This window comes from Pseudomonas fluorescens, assembly GCF_900215245.1.
GTDB lineage: Bacteria > Pseudomonadota > Gammaproteobacteria > Pseudomonadales > Pseudomonadaceae > Aquipseudomonas > Aquipseudomonas fluorescens.
Genome location: NZ_LT907842.1, coordinates 1399703 through 1413548, shown reverse-complemented (window position 1 = coordinate 1413548; position 13846 = coordinate 1399703). Strand labels below are relative to the sequence as shown.

Genomic DNA, 13846 nt, shown 5'->3' with positions numbered 1-13846 from the left:
TCCAGAACATGAAAGTTTTGTTATGTAATCTTATAACGATAGGCCACGAGTTTGAACGCCCGCTTGGCGATGCGCAAGTCGCGTGGGAGCATGCGGGTCGGAAAAATGCTGGGAGTAAGGACGATGTTACGAATTCGTGGAACCGTCGGCGACTTGCCGGTGGACTTGACCCTGGAACTCGACGACGGCGATTGGGCACGGCTGGGCGCGCATTTGCAGGCGGCGCCGGCAGCCAGCGTGCCGACTGCTGCACCGGTCAAACACACCGACGATCTGTGGCAGAGCGCCCAGGACCTGTTGCGCCAGGCCGGGCAACTCAATGGGCTGGAGTTGCTCGACCAGTTGGAAGGTTTGGCAGGTGACGCGGCGTCAGGCAAGCGCCTGTTGGTGCGCCTGCGCCACAGTGCCAGCGTGAAAGTCGCCAGCGGCGGGGATACGCCGCTGTACAGCTGGGTCGGCGATTAATACAGCGCGGCGAACAACTTGCGGCGGTACACGGTGACCAGCGGGTGGTCATTGCCGAGCAATTCGAATACTTGCAGCAAGGTCTTGTGCGGCAAGCCTTCGCTGTAGCTGCGATTGCGGATAAACAGCTTGAGCAGGCCTTCCAGCGCGGCGTCGTATTGCTGGCGAGCGAGTTGCTGAATGGCCAACTGATAGGCCGCTTCATCGTCCTGCGGGTTTTGCGCCAGGCGGCTTTTCAAGTCGGCGGCGTCCGGCAAATCGGCCGCCTGGCGCAGGAAGGTAATTTGCGCCTTGGCCCCGGCGAGGGCGGCTTTGTGGTCGTCGCTTTTTACGGCGTCGAGCACGGTCTGGGCTTCGCCCAACTCACCGCGCTCGGCCAGGCAGCGCGCATACAGGATCAGCGCGGCGGCGTTGGTGTTGTCTTCGCCCAGCAGTGCGACCAGGACCGCTTCGGCATCGCTGACACGGCCTTCGGCAAACAACGCCTGGGCCTGTTCCAGTGGGTCAGCGGCCGCTGGCGGCGGCATCTGCACATGCGGCTCCAGCATCGCCCTTACCGCAGACTCCGGCTGCGCCCCGGCAAACCCGTCCACGGGCTGGCCGTCCTTGAACAGCACCACGGTGGGCAGGCTCTGAATGCCAAAACGCGCGACGATATCCTGCTCGGCCTCGCAATCGATCTTGGCCAGCAGCAGCTCGCCTTGATAACTCTCGGCAATTTTCGCCAGCATGGGCATCAACGCCTTGCACGGCGCGCACCACTCAGCCCAGAAATCCACGAGTACGGGTTTTTCGAAGGAGTTCTGGATCACGGCCTGGTCGAAGTTGGCGGTGGTGACGTCGAAGATGTACGGCGTGGGCTCACTCATGGGGCGTCTCGAATCAAGCGGGAATGGGGCAACTATAAGGGGATGCAGTCCAGATCGCCATCGCGGGCAAGCCCGCTCCCACAGCGGCACTCAGTCATCTGTGGGCGCGAGCTTGCCCGCGATGGCCTCAAGAGCGCCGCGAATGGTACAGGCTCACCTTGCGAAACTCCCAAGGCTCGGCCAGATCGGGCAGGGTCAGCGCATCAAGGATTTCCAGGCGTTGGTAAGCCGGGTGCTGGAAGTCGCGTACCCGCGAGTCTGCCACCAGTGCCTCGCGGCCACGGGTAAGGAACTGGTCGAGCAGCGGCAGGTTGGCGCGGTCGTAGAGCACGTCGGCGACCAGGATCAGGTCGAAGCGGTCGGCTTCGGCGAAAAAGTCTGCTGAATAACTCAGCTCCACCGCGTTGAGTTCGGCGTTTACCCGGCAAGCGGCCAATGCCAGCGGGTCTAAATCACACGCGACCACTTCCCGCGCACCCGCCTTGACGGCGGCGATCCCGGCCACGCCGGAACCGGCGCCAAAATCCAGCACGCGTTTGCCGGCGACCCACTCGGGGTTGGCCGCCAGGTAGCGCGCCAGCGCCAGGCCGCTGGCCCAGCAAAAACTCCAGTAGGGCGGTTCATGCAGGATGCGTCGGGTCTCTTCGGGGCTGAAGGCGCGGTCCATATTGTCCGTGTCGAGCAGCCACAATGAGAGCGCGGTGCCCGGCAGTGGGCAGGGCACCAATTGCGCGTCGCCGATCAGTTCGCTCAGCGCCCGTTGCAGGTCCAGCGGTGGCGTCATGGTGCCTTGACGAGTTGCAGGGGGCCGGTGGTCTGGGTGATGGCTTGGGTGATGCGCACGGCAGGCAGGTGCAGGATCAACTGGCCGGACTGGCTGGCGCGACCGCGCAATTCAACCCGCGCACCGGCCGGGAAGGCGTCCGGGTTGAAGCGCAGACGGAAGGCCACGGGCTTGCCGTTGCCGGTCAGCACACTGCTGGCGAGCAGTTGTTGCGGGCGGTTGCGCTCGTCGATCACCAGCAGCGCCAGTTCGACTTCGGCGTTGGCCGGCACGCCGTTGAGGGTGCCGTTGATTTCACGCTGAAACGCCGGCAGCGGGCCCAGGTCTTCAATACCGGGGACTTTTTTCTCTTGGGCGGGCGTTGGTTGCGGTACCGACGGTTTCGGGGCTTCGCTGCTGCAGGCGACCAGGAAACTGAACAGGGTGAGTAAAACAAGTGGTCGTAACTGCATGTACGGCTCCAGAAAGGGCAAAATCCGTGGCTTAAAAAATATGAAACATAATAGTCAGCCTATATACCGTAAAGGCTATGGCTTGTCTTGCCATGGGGATGCGCTACCATGGCCCTCCCTTTTTTTGTTGCCTGCCACCATGCACTGTCCCTTCTGCGGTGCCAACGACACCAAGGTCATTGACTCACGTCTGGTCGCCGAGGGCGATCAAGTACGTCGCCGGCGTGAATGCCTGGCCTCTGGCTGCGGTGAACGTTTCACCACCTTCGAAACCGCCGAACTGGTGTTGCCACGTCTGATCAAGTCCGACGGCAGCCGCCAGCCTTTCGACGAAGAAAAACTGCGCGCCGGTATGCAGCGCGCGCTGGAAAAACGCCCGGTGAGTGTCGAGCGCCTGGAAGCTGCGCTGGCGCATATCAAGCACAAGCTGCGTGCGACCGGCGAGCGCGAGGTCAAGAGCCTGGTGGTTGGAGAGCTGGTGATGGGCGAGCTGCAAAAGCTCGACGAAGTCGCCTATATCCGTTTCGCCTCGGTGTATCGACGCTTCCAGGACCTCAATGAGTTCCGCGAAGAGATCGACCGCCTGGCCCGTGAGCCGGTAAAGAAATGACCGCACCTTCTGCAGAACAGACCATCCTCGACGCCCATTACATGGCCCGCGCCCTCGAATTGGCGCGCAAGGGCGTGTACACCACCCATCCCAACCCGCGTGTGGGCTGCGTGATTGTGCGGGATGGGCAGATTGTCGGCGAAGGCTGGCATGAGCGCACCGGCGAACCCCATGCCGAGCCGAATGCGTTGCGCGCCGCCGGTGACAAGGCGCGTGGCGCCACGGTGTACGTGACCCTTGAACCCTGCAGCCACCACGGGCGGACACCGCCTTGCGCCGATGCACTGGTGAGCGCCGGTGTCGCGAGAGTGGTCGCCGGGATGCAGGACCCCAACCCGGAAGTGGCCGGGCGTGGCCTGCAGCGTTTGGCCCAGGCCGGTATCGAAACCCACAGCGGCGTGCTGGAAAGTGAAGCGCGCGCGCTCAACCCGGGCTTCCTCAAGCGCATGGAACACGGCCTGCCGTTCGTGCGGGTCAAGCTGGCGATGAGTCTGGACGGCCGCACCGCGATGGCCAGTGGCGAAAGCCAATGGATCACCGGCCCTGCCGCCCGCGCCGCCGTACAGCGCCTGCGCGCCGAGGCCAGCGTGGTGTTGACCGGTGCCGATACGGTGCTGGCCGACGGTGCCCGCCTGACCGTACGTGCCGCCGAACTGGGCCTGGACGAAGCCACCACTGCGCTGGCCATGTCCCGCCCGCCATTGCGCGTGCTGATCGACGGCCGCCTGCGGGTGCCGCTCAACGCGCCATTCTTCAAGGCCGGCCCGGCGCTGGTCATCACCTGCGTTACCCCAGAGAACCAGTTCCCCCGTGGGCCCGAATGCCTGGTCGTGCCAGGCGTTGACGGTCAGGTTGACCTGCGCTCGGCGCTGGTCGCGCTGGCGGCCAGGGGTGTCAACGACGTGTTGGTCGAGGCCGGCCCAAGCCTGGCGGGGGCGTTTGCCCAGCAGGGGTTGGTCGACGAGTACGTGATATTCGTCGCCGGCAAGTTTCTGGGCTCCGCCGCCCGGCCTTTGCTGGACTGGCCGCTTGATAAACTCGCCGACGCCCCCCAACTCAAGATCACTGAAATGCGCGCTGTAGGCGATGACTGGCGAGTCACTGCCATCCCTCTTCCAGCAGCGAGCGTATAATTCTGACCGGGCGCTCAAGCGCCCGTCCCGTTTTCCAGGAGAAGGCCATGTTCACCGGCATTATCGAATCCATCGGCAGCATCCGCGCCATGACCCCCAAAGGCGGTGATGTGCGCTTGCTGGTTGAAACCGGCAAGCTCGACCTGGGCGACGTCAAGCTGGGCGACAGTATCGCCGTCAGCGGCGTGTGCCTGACCGTCATTGAGCTGCCGGGCAATGGCTTTGCCGCCGACGTCAGTCGGGAAACCCTGGACTGCACCGCGATGAACGACCTCAAAGCCGGCAGCCCGGTTAACCTCGAAAAGGCGCTGACCCCAACCACCCGACTCGGTGGCCACCTGGTCAGCGGTCACGTCGACGGCGTCGGCGAGGTGGTGGCGCGCAGCGAAAACGCACGTGCCGTGGAATTCCGCATCCGTGCGCCCAAAGAGCTGGCCAAGTACATCGCCCACAAAGGCTCGATCACCGTCGACGGCACCAGCCTGACCGTGAACGCCGTGAATGGCGCCGAATTTGAACTGACCATCATTCCCCACACCCTGAGCGAAACCATCATGGCGTCATACCAGCCAGGTCGCCGGGTGAACCTGGAAGTCGACTTGCTTGCCCGTTACCTGGAGCGCCTGTTGTTGGGCGATAAGGCCGCAGAGCCAACCGGGAGTCACATCACTGAAAGTTTTCTGGCCGCTAACGGCTACCTGAAATCCTGACCAAGGGGGTGCCGCGTGGCGCTCAATAGCATCGAAGAACTGGTTGAAGACATCCGCCAAGGCAAGATGGTCATCCTGATGGATGACGAAGATCGCGAGAACGAAGGCGATATCATCATGGCCGCCGAGGCCTGCAAGGCTGAGCACATCAACTTCATGGCCAAGCACGCCCGTGGGCTGATCTGCATGCCCATGAGCCGCGAGCGTTGCGAATTGCTCAAGCTGCCCTTGATGGCGCCGCGCAACGGGTCGGGTTTCGGCACCAAGTTCACCGTGTCCATTGAAGCGACCACCGGCGTTACCACCGGTATTTCTGCCGCAGACCGCGCACGCACGGTGCAAGCCGCCGCCGCCAAAGACGCCAAGGCGGAAGACATCGTCAGCCCCGGCCACATTTTCCCGCTGATGGCCCAACCGGGCGGCACCCTCGCTCGCGCCGGCCACACCGAAGCTGCCTGCGACCTGGCGCGCATGGCCGGTTTCGAGCCGAGCGGCGTGATCTGCGAAGTGATGAACGACGACGGCACCATGGCCCGTCGCGCTGAACTCGAAGCCTTTGCCGCCGAACACAACATCAAGATCGGCACCATTGCCGACCTGATTCACTACCGCATGATCCACGAACGTACCGTTCAGCGGATTGCCGAGCAGCCGCTGGACAGCGAACTGGGCCAATTCAATTTGGTGACCTACCGTGATTCAGTGGAAGGCGACGTGCACATGGCCCTGACCCTGGGCACCATTTGCGCCGACGAACCGACCCTGGTGCGCGTGCACAACATGGACCCGCTGCGCGACCTGCTGATGGTCAAGCAGCCCGGCCGCTGGAGCCTGCGCGCCGCCATGGCGGCGGTCTCCGCGGCAGGCAGCGGTGTGGTGTTGCTGTTGGGTAACCCGGTGGATGGCGACGTGTTGCTCGCGCATATTCGCGAAACCGCCGAGAACACGCAGGTCAAAACGCCGACCACCTACAGCATCGTCGGTGCCGGTTCGCAGATCCTTCGCGACCTGGGTGTACGCAAAATGCGCTTGATGAGTGCACCGATGAAATTTAATGCGATATCCGGTTTCGACCTGGAAGTTGTAGAATACGTGCCCTCCGAATAACGGCCGGCTATTTTTGCCCCTTGTTCGCGGTTAAATCATCACTGAGGGACGCACTTTTCGCGTCCCGGCTCTTTAAGAGATTTGTCGAATGACCCTGAAGACCATCGAAGGTACCTTCATCGCCCCCAAAGGCCGCTATGCCCTGGTAGTTGGCCGCTTCAACAGCTTCGTGGTTGAAAGCCTGGTAAGCGGTGCCGTTGACGCCCTGGTTCGCCACGGTGTGAGCGAGAGCGATATCACCCTCATCCGTGCCCCTGGCGCCTTCGAAATTCCTCTGGTTGCGCAAAAAGTTGCCCAACAGGGTGAGTACGCGGCGATCATCGCCCTGGGCGCGGTCATTCGTGGCGGTACTCCGCATTTCGAATACGTGGCGGGCGAATGCACCAAGGGCCTGGCCCAGGTGTCCATGGAGTTCGGCGTGCCAGTCGCTTTCGGCGTACTGACCGTCGATTCCATCGAGCAAGCCATCGAGCGTTCCGGCACCAAGGCCGGTAACAAAGGCGCTGAAGCAGCCCTGTCCGCGCTGGAAATGGTCAGCCTGCTGTCGCAGTTGGAGGCCAAGTGATTTCTGACGAGAGCGATCAGTTCAACCCTCAGGACCCACGCCCTGCGGATGCCGGCAAGCCATCCAAAAGCGAGAAACGACGTAAAGCACGTCAACTCGCCACCCAGGCGCTGTACCAGCGTTTGCTGGCGGGCGCTTCGCTGAACGAAATCGAAGCGCAGTTTCGCGTCGATAACGACTTCACGTTTGCCGATCAGAGCTACTTCCACGACATCCTGCACGGTGTGCATGCCAACCTGACCGAGATCGACACGGCACTGGCGCCATGCCTGGACCTGACCATCGAAGAGCTGGACCCGGTTGAACTGTGCGTGATGCGCCTGTCGACCTGGGAGCTGCTCAAGCGCGTCGACGTGCCGTACCGCGTGGTCATCAACGAAGGTATCGAGCTGGCGAAAGTCTACGGTTCGACCGACGGCCACAAGTTCGTCAACGGCGTGCTCGACAAGCTGGCCCCGCGCCTGCGCGAAGCCGAAGTGAAGGAACACAAGCGCTAAGTTGCGCTTGAGTTCCTGTGCCTTGCCTTACCAATGCGTTCCTGTTTTGGTGAGTGGCTGTTGCTGCCAGACAAGGCGCCGCGACGACTCATAGCGTGCTATGGGGAGGAGCGGCAACGCAGTATGGCGGCAACAGACGCCGCCAAAAAGGAACCGCAGTGGTGAGGCAGGGCACATTGATGGGTGAGTTCGAGCTGATCCGCAAGTACTTCGCCGCCGCGCCGTGTGCGCAGGGCGGTGAAGGTATTGCCCTGGGGATCGGCGACGACTGCGCCTTGCTGGCGCTCCCCGCCGGGGAGCATTTGGCAATCTCCACCGATACCTTAGTGGCCGGCGTGCACTTTGCCGACCCGTGTGACCCGTTCCTGCTCGGCCAGCGCTCGCTGGCCGTGGCAGTGAGCGACCTGGCCGCCATGGGCGCCCATCCCCTCGCGTTTACCCTTGCCCTTACCACCCCGACGGTTGATGCCGATTGGCTGCAACGCTATGCCCAGGGTTTGAATGCCATGGCGCAAAGCTGCGGTGTGGGCCTGGTGGGCGGCGACACCACGCGCGGGCCGCTGAGCCTGACCCTGACGGTGTTTGGTCGAGTGCCGGCCGGGCAGGCATTGACGCGCAACGGTGCACAGCCGGGTGACCTGCTGTGTGTGGGTGGTGAACTTGGCAATGCCGCTGGCGCCTTGCCGTTGGTGCTGGGGCAACGTACGGCTGACGCCGCCATCGCTGAGCCGTTGCTCGCCCATTACTGGTCACCGCAACCGCAGTTGGCACTCGGCCTGGCGCTTCGCGGCAAGGCGACATCGGCCATGGATATTTCCGACGGCTTGTTGGCCGATTGCGGGCATATCGCCAAGGCGTCGGCTGTCAGCCTGCTGGTTGAGCGTCAGGCGTTGCCGCTGTCCGCGGCGTTGCTGGCGTTTGTCGGTGATGATGAAGCCCGTGTTGCCGCGCTGAGTGGGGGCGACGACTACGTGCTGGCCTTCACCTTGCCCCGCGCCGAGTTGGCACCCTTGTTGGCGAACGGCTGGCCGATCCATGTGATCGGCCGGGTCGAGGCAGGGCAGGGCGTGACGCTGCTCGACGCCACTGGGCAAGACATCACCCCGGTCGTGCGCGGCTATCAACATTTTCACGAGGCGCCGTAAGCCCACGAGCATGCGCTACCCTCTATACCGTTATCACGGTGTAGGAGGTTGTCACCATGGTTGTGCGCCGCTGGCTGCTGATCATGATGTGTGCCGCGTCGCTGGTGCTGGCAGATGAAGCCCCCGTCCCTGGCAAGGTGGTGCTGGCCAGCGAGGAATGGAGCAACTACACCAACAAAGATGGCAGTGGTCTGGCCTGGGATGTCTTGCGTCAGGTCTTCGAACCGGCCGACATCACCGTGCAAACCCGCACCGTGCCCTATACCCGCTCGATCGGGCTGGCCCAGCGGGGTGAGGTGGACGGCTGGGTGGGCGCCTATCGCGATGAAGCCAGCGGCGTGTTGTACCCGCACTGGCACTTCGACGCCGACCACATCTACGCACTCGGCTTGGCAACGGCGCCGACGCCGAGCCTCGCCACCCTGGGCAATTACCGCTTGGCGTGGGTGCGCGGCTATAAGTACGAGGCGTACTTGCCGAACCTGCACCGCTTCAACCAGATCGAGCGCCGTGACAGCATCCTGCCGATGCTGCAACACGCTCGCGTCGACTTCTATATCGACTCCCTTACCGAAGCCAACCTCGTGCTGAGTCAGTCGGATGAGCCGTCGCAATTCAAGCTCACTCATATTGCCGAGCTGCCGCTCTATGTAGGCTTCGCCGACACTGAGCGCGGGCGCGCCTTGATGGCCGTCTATGACCGGCGCATGGCGGCCTTGATCGACAGTGGCGAGCTGAAGCCGATTTTCCTGCGCTGGAAACAGCCGTATCCATTCTGACCTGCATAGAACCTGGACGAAGGCCAATCGAACCGATTGATCTTTATCAGCGATAATTCAGCTTAAGCGTCCGTAGGAACCTGCTGTTACAATGACGCCCTCTGTGAAATCTGAAATCAGGAGCACACGGTGCCCGTCGTTTTCGTCGCTGCTTCCAAGCTGCCTACCCCTTTTGCCACGTTCACCATGAATGGCTTTCTCGAAGAGGCCAACGGGCGCGAGCACGTTGTGCTCAGCCTGGGTGACATCGCCGACGGCGCGCCGGTGCTCGGCCGCGTGCACTCCGAGTGCCTGACCGGCGACGCGCTGTTCAGCCAGCGCTGCGACTGCGGATCGCAATTGGAAGCGGCCATGCGGGCGATTGCCCGTGAAGGCCGTGGCGTCTTGCTGTACTTGCGTCAGGAAGGCCGTGGCATTGGCCTGATGAACAAGATACGGGCTTACGAGCTGCAGGACGGCGGCGCCGATACTGTCGAAGCCAACGAGCGCCTGGGCTTCGCCGCCGACCAGCGTGACTACGGCATCTGCCTGCCGATGCTGGAACATCTGGGGGTGAAATCCCTGCGCCTGATGACCAACAACCCGCGTAAGGTCAAAGCCTTGACCGACATGGGCATCACCGTGGCCGAGCGTGTGCCGCTGCACACCGGGCAAAACCCGCATAACAAACTCTACCTGGCCACCAAAGCCAGCAAGCTCGACCACATGATGGGTAACGAGCATCAAGGCGAGGTCGACCGCGCGTGACCCGTGGCCAGGTAAAACGCCGACTGTCCTTCAACTGGTGGCAGTACCTGGCCCTGGCAGTGCTCCCGTTGTTTGTCATCAACCTGGTGTTTGGTCAGGCCGAATCCCTGCTTCCCGTACTGGCCATGCCGTTCTTTATTGCCGGCGTGGCCTCGATGTTTCTGAGCCTGCGTTATTTCCATGGCTATAAACACGCGCTGATTGCCACTTCCAAAGCCCTCGACACGCCCGAAGAACCGGCTGCCTGGATCACCCTCGCGGCACGTCGGCGCACGGCGTTGCTGGTGGCTGCCCTGCCAGCCTGGATCGGTGCGTTAGCGGTGTTTGTCGGCCTGGAGGCGGTGCCGCTGTGCCTGCTGGCGCTGTCGACGCTGGTGCTGTTTTACCTCTATCGCATTCCGCGTCAGTTGGGATGAAGCGTTACTGGCTGGCGATCCTGCTGCTGGTCTTCAGTGCCCAGGCATTGGCGGTCGAGCGGGTGGTCAGCCTGGCGCCGTCGCTCTCTGAAATTGTGCTTGAACTGGGCGCTGCCGACTTACTGGTTGGCGTGCTCGATGGCGGCGACCGGCCGGCGGCGTTGGCGAACGTGCCGTCGGTGGGGCATTACGGGCAACTGAACATGGAGCGCCTGCTCAGCCTCAAGCCCGACCTTATTCTGTTATGGCCCGGCAGCATTGGCCCGGCACAGCGCGAGCAGTTGCTGCGCCTGAATATCCCCGTGTACGTCGCTGAACCTCACAGCCTTGAACAACTGACCAGCCAGATCCAGGCGATTGCTCAACAAGTGGGCCGCGAGGAGGCTGGCCGGCAGTTAGCCGCGCAGTTGCGCCAGCGTCTGGTCGAGCTGCGCCAGCGCTATCAGCGTACCGAACCGTTGCGAGTGTTTTACCAAGTGTGGAATCAGCCGCTATACACCGTCGGCGGCGGGCAGATCATCAGCGATGCCCTGGCGGTCTGCGGGGCACGCAATGTGTTTGCCGACCTCAAGCTGCCGGCGCCGCAGGTCAGCGTCGAGTCGGTGTTGCAGCGCAACCCGCAGCTGATTCTGGCCGCCGATCAGGCACAACTCGACGCCTGGAAGGCTTGGCCCCAAATCGCCGCAGTGGCCGACGCTCGGTTGCAGATTGTGCCGGATAAGGGGCTGGAGCGGCCGAGTGGGCAGATGGTCGAGGCTATTGCGAAGCTCTGCCAGTCAATCGCGCCCGAGCGCTGATTAACCATCGTAGTTTCGCCTTATACGTTCGGATTGATCTGTCATGAATGCCGGACGTTGCCGCCAGAACTGCATGAGCCACGATGTTAGTTTCGCTGCCTGCCCACTCGGGTTGATCAAGCAGCTTAAGGACACATCATGCGTTACTTTTTGGCGTTGGCAGGTATGGCCCTCACATTGGCGTTAATCAGCGGGTGCGATCTCTCCCAACGGATCACCGCGCTCAGGACATTCGGTGCTCATCCTGTGGTGGACCGCTCTTCGTCGATGGACAGCACCCAGCAGGACATGCTGAACATTCAGGCACCCACGAAAATCACCGCTATCCGTGGCGGCACGGCACAGTGCTTCGATTACGTATTGGCACGTGACGGGAAAAAAGCGGATTACTTTGTGTCGTTCACCTCGCAGGGTTGGGCTAACGCCTGGGGATATTCAACCTGCAGCGCAGCGCTGGCAGACGGCAGCCTTGCATCCAATGCGCGCATCAACAGAATCCCTCAGCGTTGATGGTGTGTGACCGCCATCGCGCTGGTGTGCGCGCGCACCGCGGCTGAGCGCCCGCGATCGGTACCCTGTAGGCAATTGGGTATTAACAGAACCCAGTGCCCGGCAGAAAATTTCTGCGGCAAGGCTGAGTCTTGATCGAGCGTGTGTTCGCAAGCATCGTCCATCAGACGGCTTGTGGCGTTTGCGTGCGTCTTCTGACTGCTTGCCTTGGAACACGGTTTTTTCCGCTACTGCGCCAGGTCCATCGAGATTCAATGTACGGTTAAAACATGGGCGTCCAGGTGACCCCGAACATCCATGCCCGGCCTTCTTCGCGATAATGCTGATTGTTCTGGAAATTCGGGTCCTGGTAGCTGTACATCGCCCTGGCATAGGTCTTGTCCAGCACGTTATCCACCTTGATCGACAGCAACACCTCGCGGCTCAACGCCCAACTGCTGCGCAGCCCCAACAACGCGTAACCGCCCAGGCGATTACGATTGTCTTCATCGTCGTAACTGCTGCTGATCGCTTGCCAGCTGGCGCCGACGCTCAACTGATCGAATTGTCGATCCAAATCCACGCTCAGCGTGCGGCGCGCACGGCGGGCCAACGTGTGGCCGGTATCGCGGTCACGCGGGTCGATGATCGAAACCCCCAGGTTGCCCTGCCAGCCGAACAGCTCTTGCTTGAGCGCCGCTTCAACGCCATTGATACGCGCCGACGCCACGTTTTGCGGCTTGCTGGTGCTGTCGAGGATGATCGCGTTGCTTAAGTCGGTGCGATACAGCGAGGCCTCTACGCGTGTGCTGTCACTCAGTTGGCTGCGCCATTGCAGCTCGTAGCTCTTCGAGGTCTCGGGCTGCAGGTTGGGGTTGCTGTACTGGGTGTCAGGGTAATAAAGGTCGTTGAAGGTCGGCGCGCGGAAGCCTTCGCTGTAGCTCAGCAGCACGTCATTGTCAGGGTTGATCGGCACGGTAAGGGTGCCGCTCCAACTGTTCTGGCTGCCAAACTGCTGGTTCTGGTCGCGCCGCAGGCCCAGTTCCGTGGAGAACCGCTCGCTATGGAAGCGATGCTGCACAAAGGCGGCACGGTTCCAGCGGCTGTTTTCGGTAAAGGCGGTGCTGCCGTTGAAGCGATCTTCGTACCCGTCACCGCCGAGAATCAGGCTGTTCTGATCATCGAGCGTCAGGTCGTTCTGCCAGTTGAGCGAATCGCGATAGGTGTTGAATACACTGAAATCAGCGCTGAGCTTATCGCGCTTGGTGTCGCGGTTTTCGCTGTGGCCCAGCTCCAGGCGCGACTGCCAGCGCTCATTGAGCTTGGCGTCGACATAGCCACTGGCGCTGCTCACGGTGTAGTCGGTGTAGGGTTTTTGCCCGACACTTTGCCCGCTGGCGGCGTCGTAGCGGCCGAAGCTGTTGTCGTACTCTGACTTGCCACGGTTATCCAGCAGGTTGAAGCCCACTTCCAGCGCATCGTTGATGGCGTGGCTGAGGTTCAGGCTAATCGATTGATTGCGATAGGCATCACGGTCGCCATCGCTGGCAAACGACGCGTGGGAGGCGTTGATCCCGGCCGTTTCATCCAGGCTCGCCCCCAGGTTGAAGCGTGTGTGCTCGTCACCGCCGGAGAGGCCAAGGCTACGCTCCCACGTCTGGTGGCTGCCAAACCCCAGCTTCAGGCGCGGCTGCAGGCCCTGTTCGGCATTGCGCCGGGTAAATATCTGGATCACCCCGCCGATTGCATCGCTGCCGTAGATCACCGAACGTGAGCCGCGCAGCACTTCCACGCGTTCAATCTGATCGACGTTCAGGTACTGCAACCCGCTGTCACCGGAGGTGGTATTGGCGATACGTTGGCCATCGACCAGCACCAGGCTTTGCGCGGATTTGGTGCCGCGAATGTAGATCCCCGGCAGGCTGCCACGGCCACCGGTGCGCGCCACTTGCACGCCGGGTACGCGGCTGAGCAGGTCGGTCACGCTGGTCGGTTGCAGGCGGTCAATGTCATCGCGGGTGAACACGGTGTTGGCCGCACTGCTGTCATTGCGGTCCTGCACCTGACGGTTGGCGCTGATCACGACGTCCGGGAGTTTAAGCGCGTCGTCGCGCTCGAAGGCATCGGCGAGCAAATCAGTGCTGGGGAGCAGCAGCAAGGGCAGGGCAAAGCGAAGGCGGGTCATGGGCTGTCCCTGGCATTTGAAAATGGCATAAAACCAATGTGGGAGCGGGCTTGCTCGCGAATGCGGCGGCACCTTCAACCTCTCGGTTGACTGATA

General features: G+C 62.2%; 17 protein-coding genes. 13 read left to right on the top strand and 4 right to left on the bottom strand.

Annotated features, from left to right (window positions below; all coding sequences use genetic code 11):
* Nucleotides 1-123 precede the first annotated feature (123 nt).
* Nucleotides 124-465, top strand: coding sequence for a hypothetical protein (locus CPH89_RS06645; RefSeq protein WP_053258240.1), 342 nt, complete (start codon nucleotides 124-126; stop codon nucleotides 463-465).
* Here CPH89_RS06645 and trxA read toward each other — a convergent pair.
* The 3 genes from trxA to CPH89_RS06630 all read right to left on the bottom strand — a co-directional run bounded on the left by trxA (nucleotide 462) and on the right by CPH89_RS06630 (nucleotide 2570).
* Nucleotides 462-1334, bottom strand: a complete 873-nt coding sequence (trxA, locus tag CPH89_RS06640) for a thioredoxin (RefSeq protein ID WP_053258239.1) — start codon at nucleotides 1332-1334, stop codon at nucleotides 462-464. The genes CPH89_RS06645 and trxA overlap by 4 nt on opposite strands.
* Before the next feature lie 127 nt (nucleotides 1335-1461).
* Nucleotides 1462-2118, bottom strand: coding sequence for a class I SAM-dependent methyltransferase (locus tag CPH89_RS06635; protein ID WP_053258238.1), 657 nt, complete (start codon nucleotides 2116-2118; stop codon nucleotides 1462-1464).
* Complete coding sequence (locus tag CPH89_RS06630; protein WP_053258237.1) at nucleotides 2115-2570, bottom strand: YbaY family lipoprotein; 456 nt, start codon at nucleotides 2568-2570, stop codon at nucleotides 2115-2117. The genes CPH89_RS06635 and CPH89_RS06630 overlap by 4 nt, the downstream gene beginning before the upstream one ends.
* 139 nt (nucleotides 2571-2709) lie before the next feature.
* Here CPH89_RS06630 and nrdR point away from each other — a divergent pair, with 139 nt between their 5' ends.
* The 12 genes from nrdR to CPH89_RS06570 all read left to right on the top strand — a co-directional run bounded on the left by nrdR (nucleotide 2710) and on the right by CPH89_RS06570 (nucleotide 11586).
* Nucleotides 2710-3180, top strand: a complete 471-nt coding sequence (gene nrdR / locus CPH89_RS06625) for a transcriptional regulator NrdR (protein ID WP_053258286.1) — start codon at nucleotides 2710-2712, stop codon at nucleotides 3178-3180.
* On the top strand, nucleotides 3177-4313 hold the full coding sequence (gene ribD, locus CPH89_RS06620) for a bifunctional diaminohydroxyphosphoribosylaminopyrimidine deaminase/5-amino-6-(5-phosphoribosylamino)uracil reductase RibD (protein WP_053258236.1): 1137 nt from the start codon (nucleotides 3177-3179) through the stop codon (nucleotides 4311-4313). Before nrdR ends, ribD begins: the two co-directional genes overlap by 4 nt.
* A gap of 47 nt (nucleotides 4314-4360) precedes the next feature.
* Nucleotides 4361-5023: a riboflavin synthase gene (locus CPH89_RS06615; RefSeq protein WP_053258235.1), complete on the top strand. Its 663-nt coding sequence runs from the start codon at nucleotides 4361-4363 to the stop codon at nucleotides 5021-5023.
* 15 nt (nucleotides 5024-5038) lie between these two features.
* Nucleotides 5039-6130 (top strand): bifunctional 3,4-dihydroxy-2-butanone-4-phosphate synthase/GTP cyclohydrolase II, encoded by a 1092-nt coding sequence (ribBA, locus tag CPH89_RS06610; protein WP_053258234.1) that lies wholly within the window; start codon nucleotides 5039-5041, stop codon nucleotides 6128-6130.
* Between the two features lie 88 nt (nucleotides 6131-6218).
* Nucleotides 6219-6695, top strand: a complete 477-nt coding sequence (gene ribH, locus CPH89_RS06605) for a 6,7-dimethyl-8-ribityllumazine synthase (protein ID WP_003194576.1) — start codon at nucleotides 6219-6221, stop codon at nucleotides 6693-6695.
* Nucleotides 6692-7192, top strand: coding sequence for a transcription antitermination factor NusB (gene nusB / locus CPH89_RS06600; RefSeq protein WP_053258233.1), 501 nt, complete (start codon nucleotides 6692-6694; stop codon nucleotides 7190-7192). The genes ribH and nusB overlap by 4 nt, the downstream gene beginning before the upstream one ends.
* A gap of 179 nt (nucleotides 7193-7371) precedes the next feature.
* Complete coding sequence (gene thiL / locus CPH89_RS06595) at nucleotides 7372-8337, top strand: thiamine-phosphate kinase (RefSeq protein ID WP_053258232.1); 966 nt, start codon at nucleotides 7372-7374, stop codon at nucleotides 8335-8337.
* A 56-nt stretch (nucleotides 8338-8393) separates the two neighbouring features.
* The gene (locus CPH89_RS06590) at nucleotides 8394-9116 is read left to right on the top strand and encodes a substrate-binding periplasmic protein (protein WP_053258231.1); all 723 of its coding nucleotides are present in this window, start codon (nucleotides 8394-8396) and stop codon (nucleotides 9114-9116) included.
* 129 nt (nucleotides 9117-9245) lie between these two features.
* On the top strand, nucleotides 9246-9863 hold the full coding sequence (gene ribA, locus CPH89_RS06585; protein ID WP_053258230.1) for a GTP cyclohydrolase II: 618 nt from the start codon (nucleotides 9246-9248) through the stop codon (nucleotides 9861-9863).
* Nucleotides 9860-10279, top strand: coding sequence for a nuclear FMR1 interacting 1 family protein (locus CPH89_RS06580; RefSeq protein WP_053258229.1), 420 nt, complete (start codon nucleotides 9860-9862; stop codon nucleotides 10277-10279). Before ribA ends, CPH89_RS06580 begins: the two co-directional genes overlap by 4 nt.
* Nucleotides 10276-11076: a cobalamin-binding protein gene (locus tag CPH89_RS06575; RefSeq protein ID WP_053258228.1), complete on the top strand. Its 801-nt coding sequence runs from the start codon at nucleotides 10276-10278 to the stop codon at nucleotides 11074-11076. The genes CPH89_RS06580 and CPH89_RS06575 overlap by 4 nt, the downstream gene beginning before the upstream one ends.
* A 138-nt stretch (nucleotides 11077-11214) precedes the next feature.
* On the top strand, nucleotides 11215-11586 hold the full coding sequence (locus tag CPH89_RS06570; protein WP_053258227.1) for a hypothetical protein: 372 nt from the start codon (nucleotides 11215-11217) through the stop codon (nucleotides 11584-11586).
* Nucleotides 11587-11848: 262 nt separating this feature from the next.
* Here CPH89_RS06570 and CPH89_RS06565 read toward each other — a convergent pair whose 3' ends face one another.
* Nucleotides 11849-13750 carry a TonB-dependent receptor domain-containing protein gene (locus tag CPH89_RS06565; protein WP_053258226.1) on the bottom strand — a complete coding sequence of 634 codons (1902 nt, stop codon included), beginning with the start codon at nucleotides 13748-13750 and terminating at the stop codon, nucleotides 11849-11851.
* Nucleotides 13751-13846 lie beyond the last annotated feature (96 nt).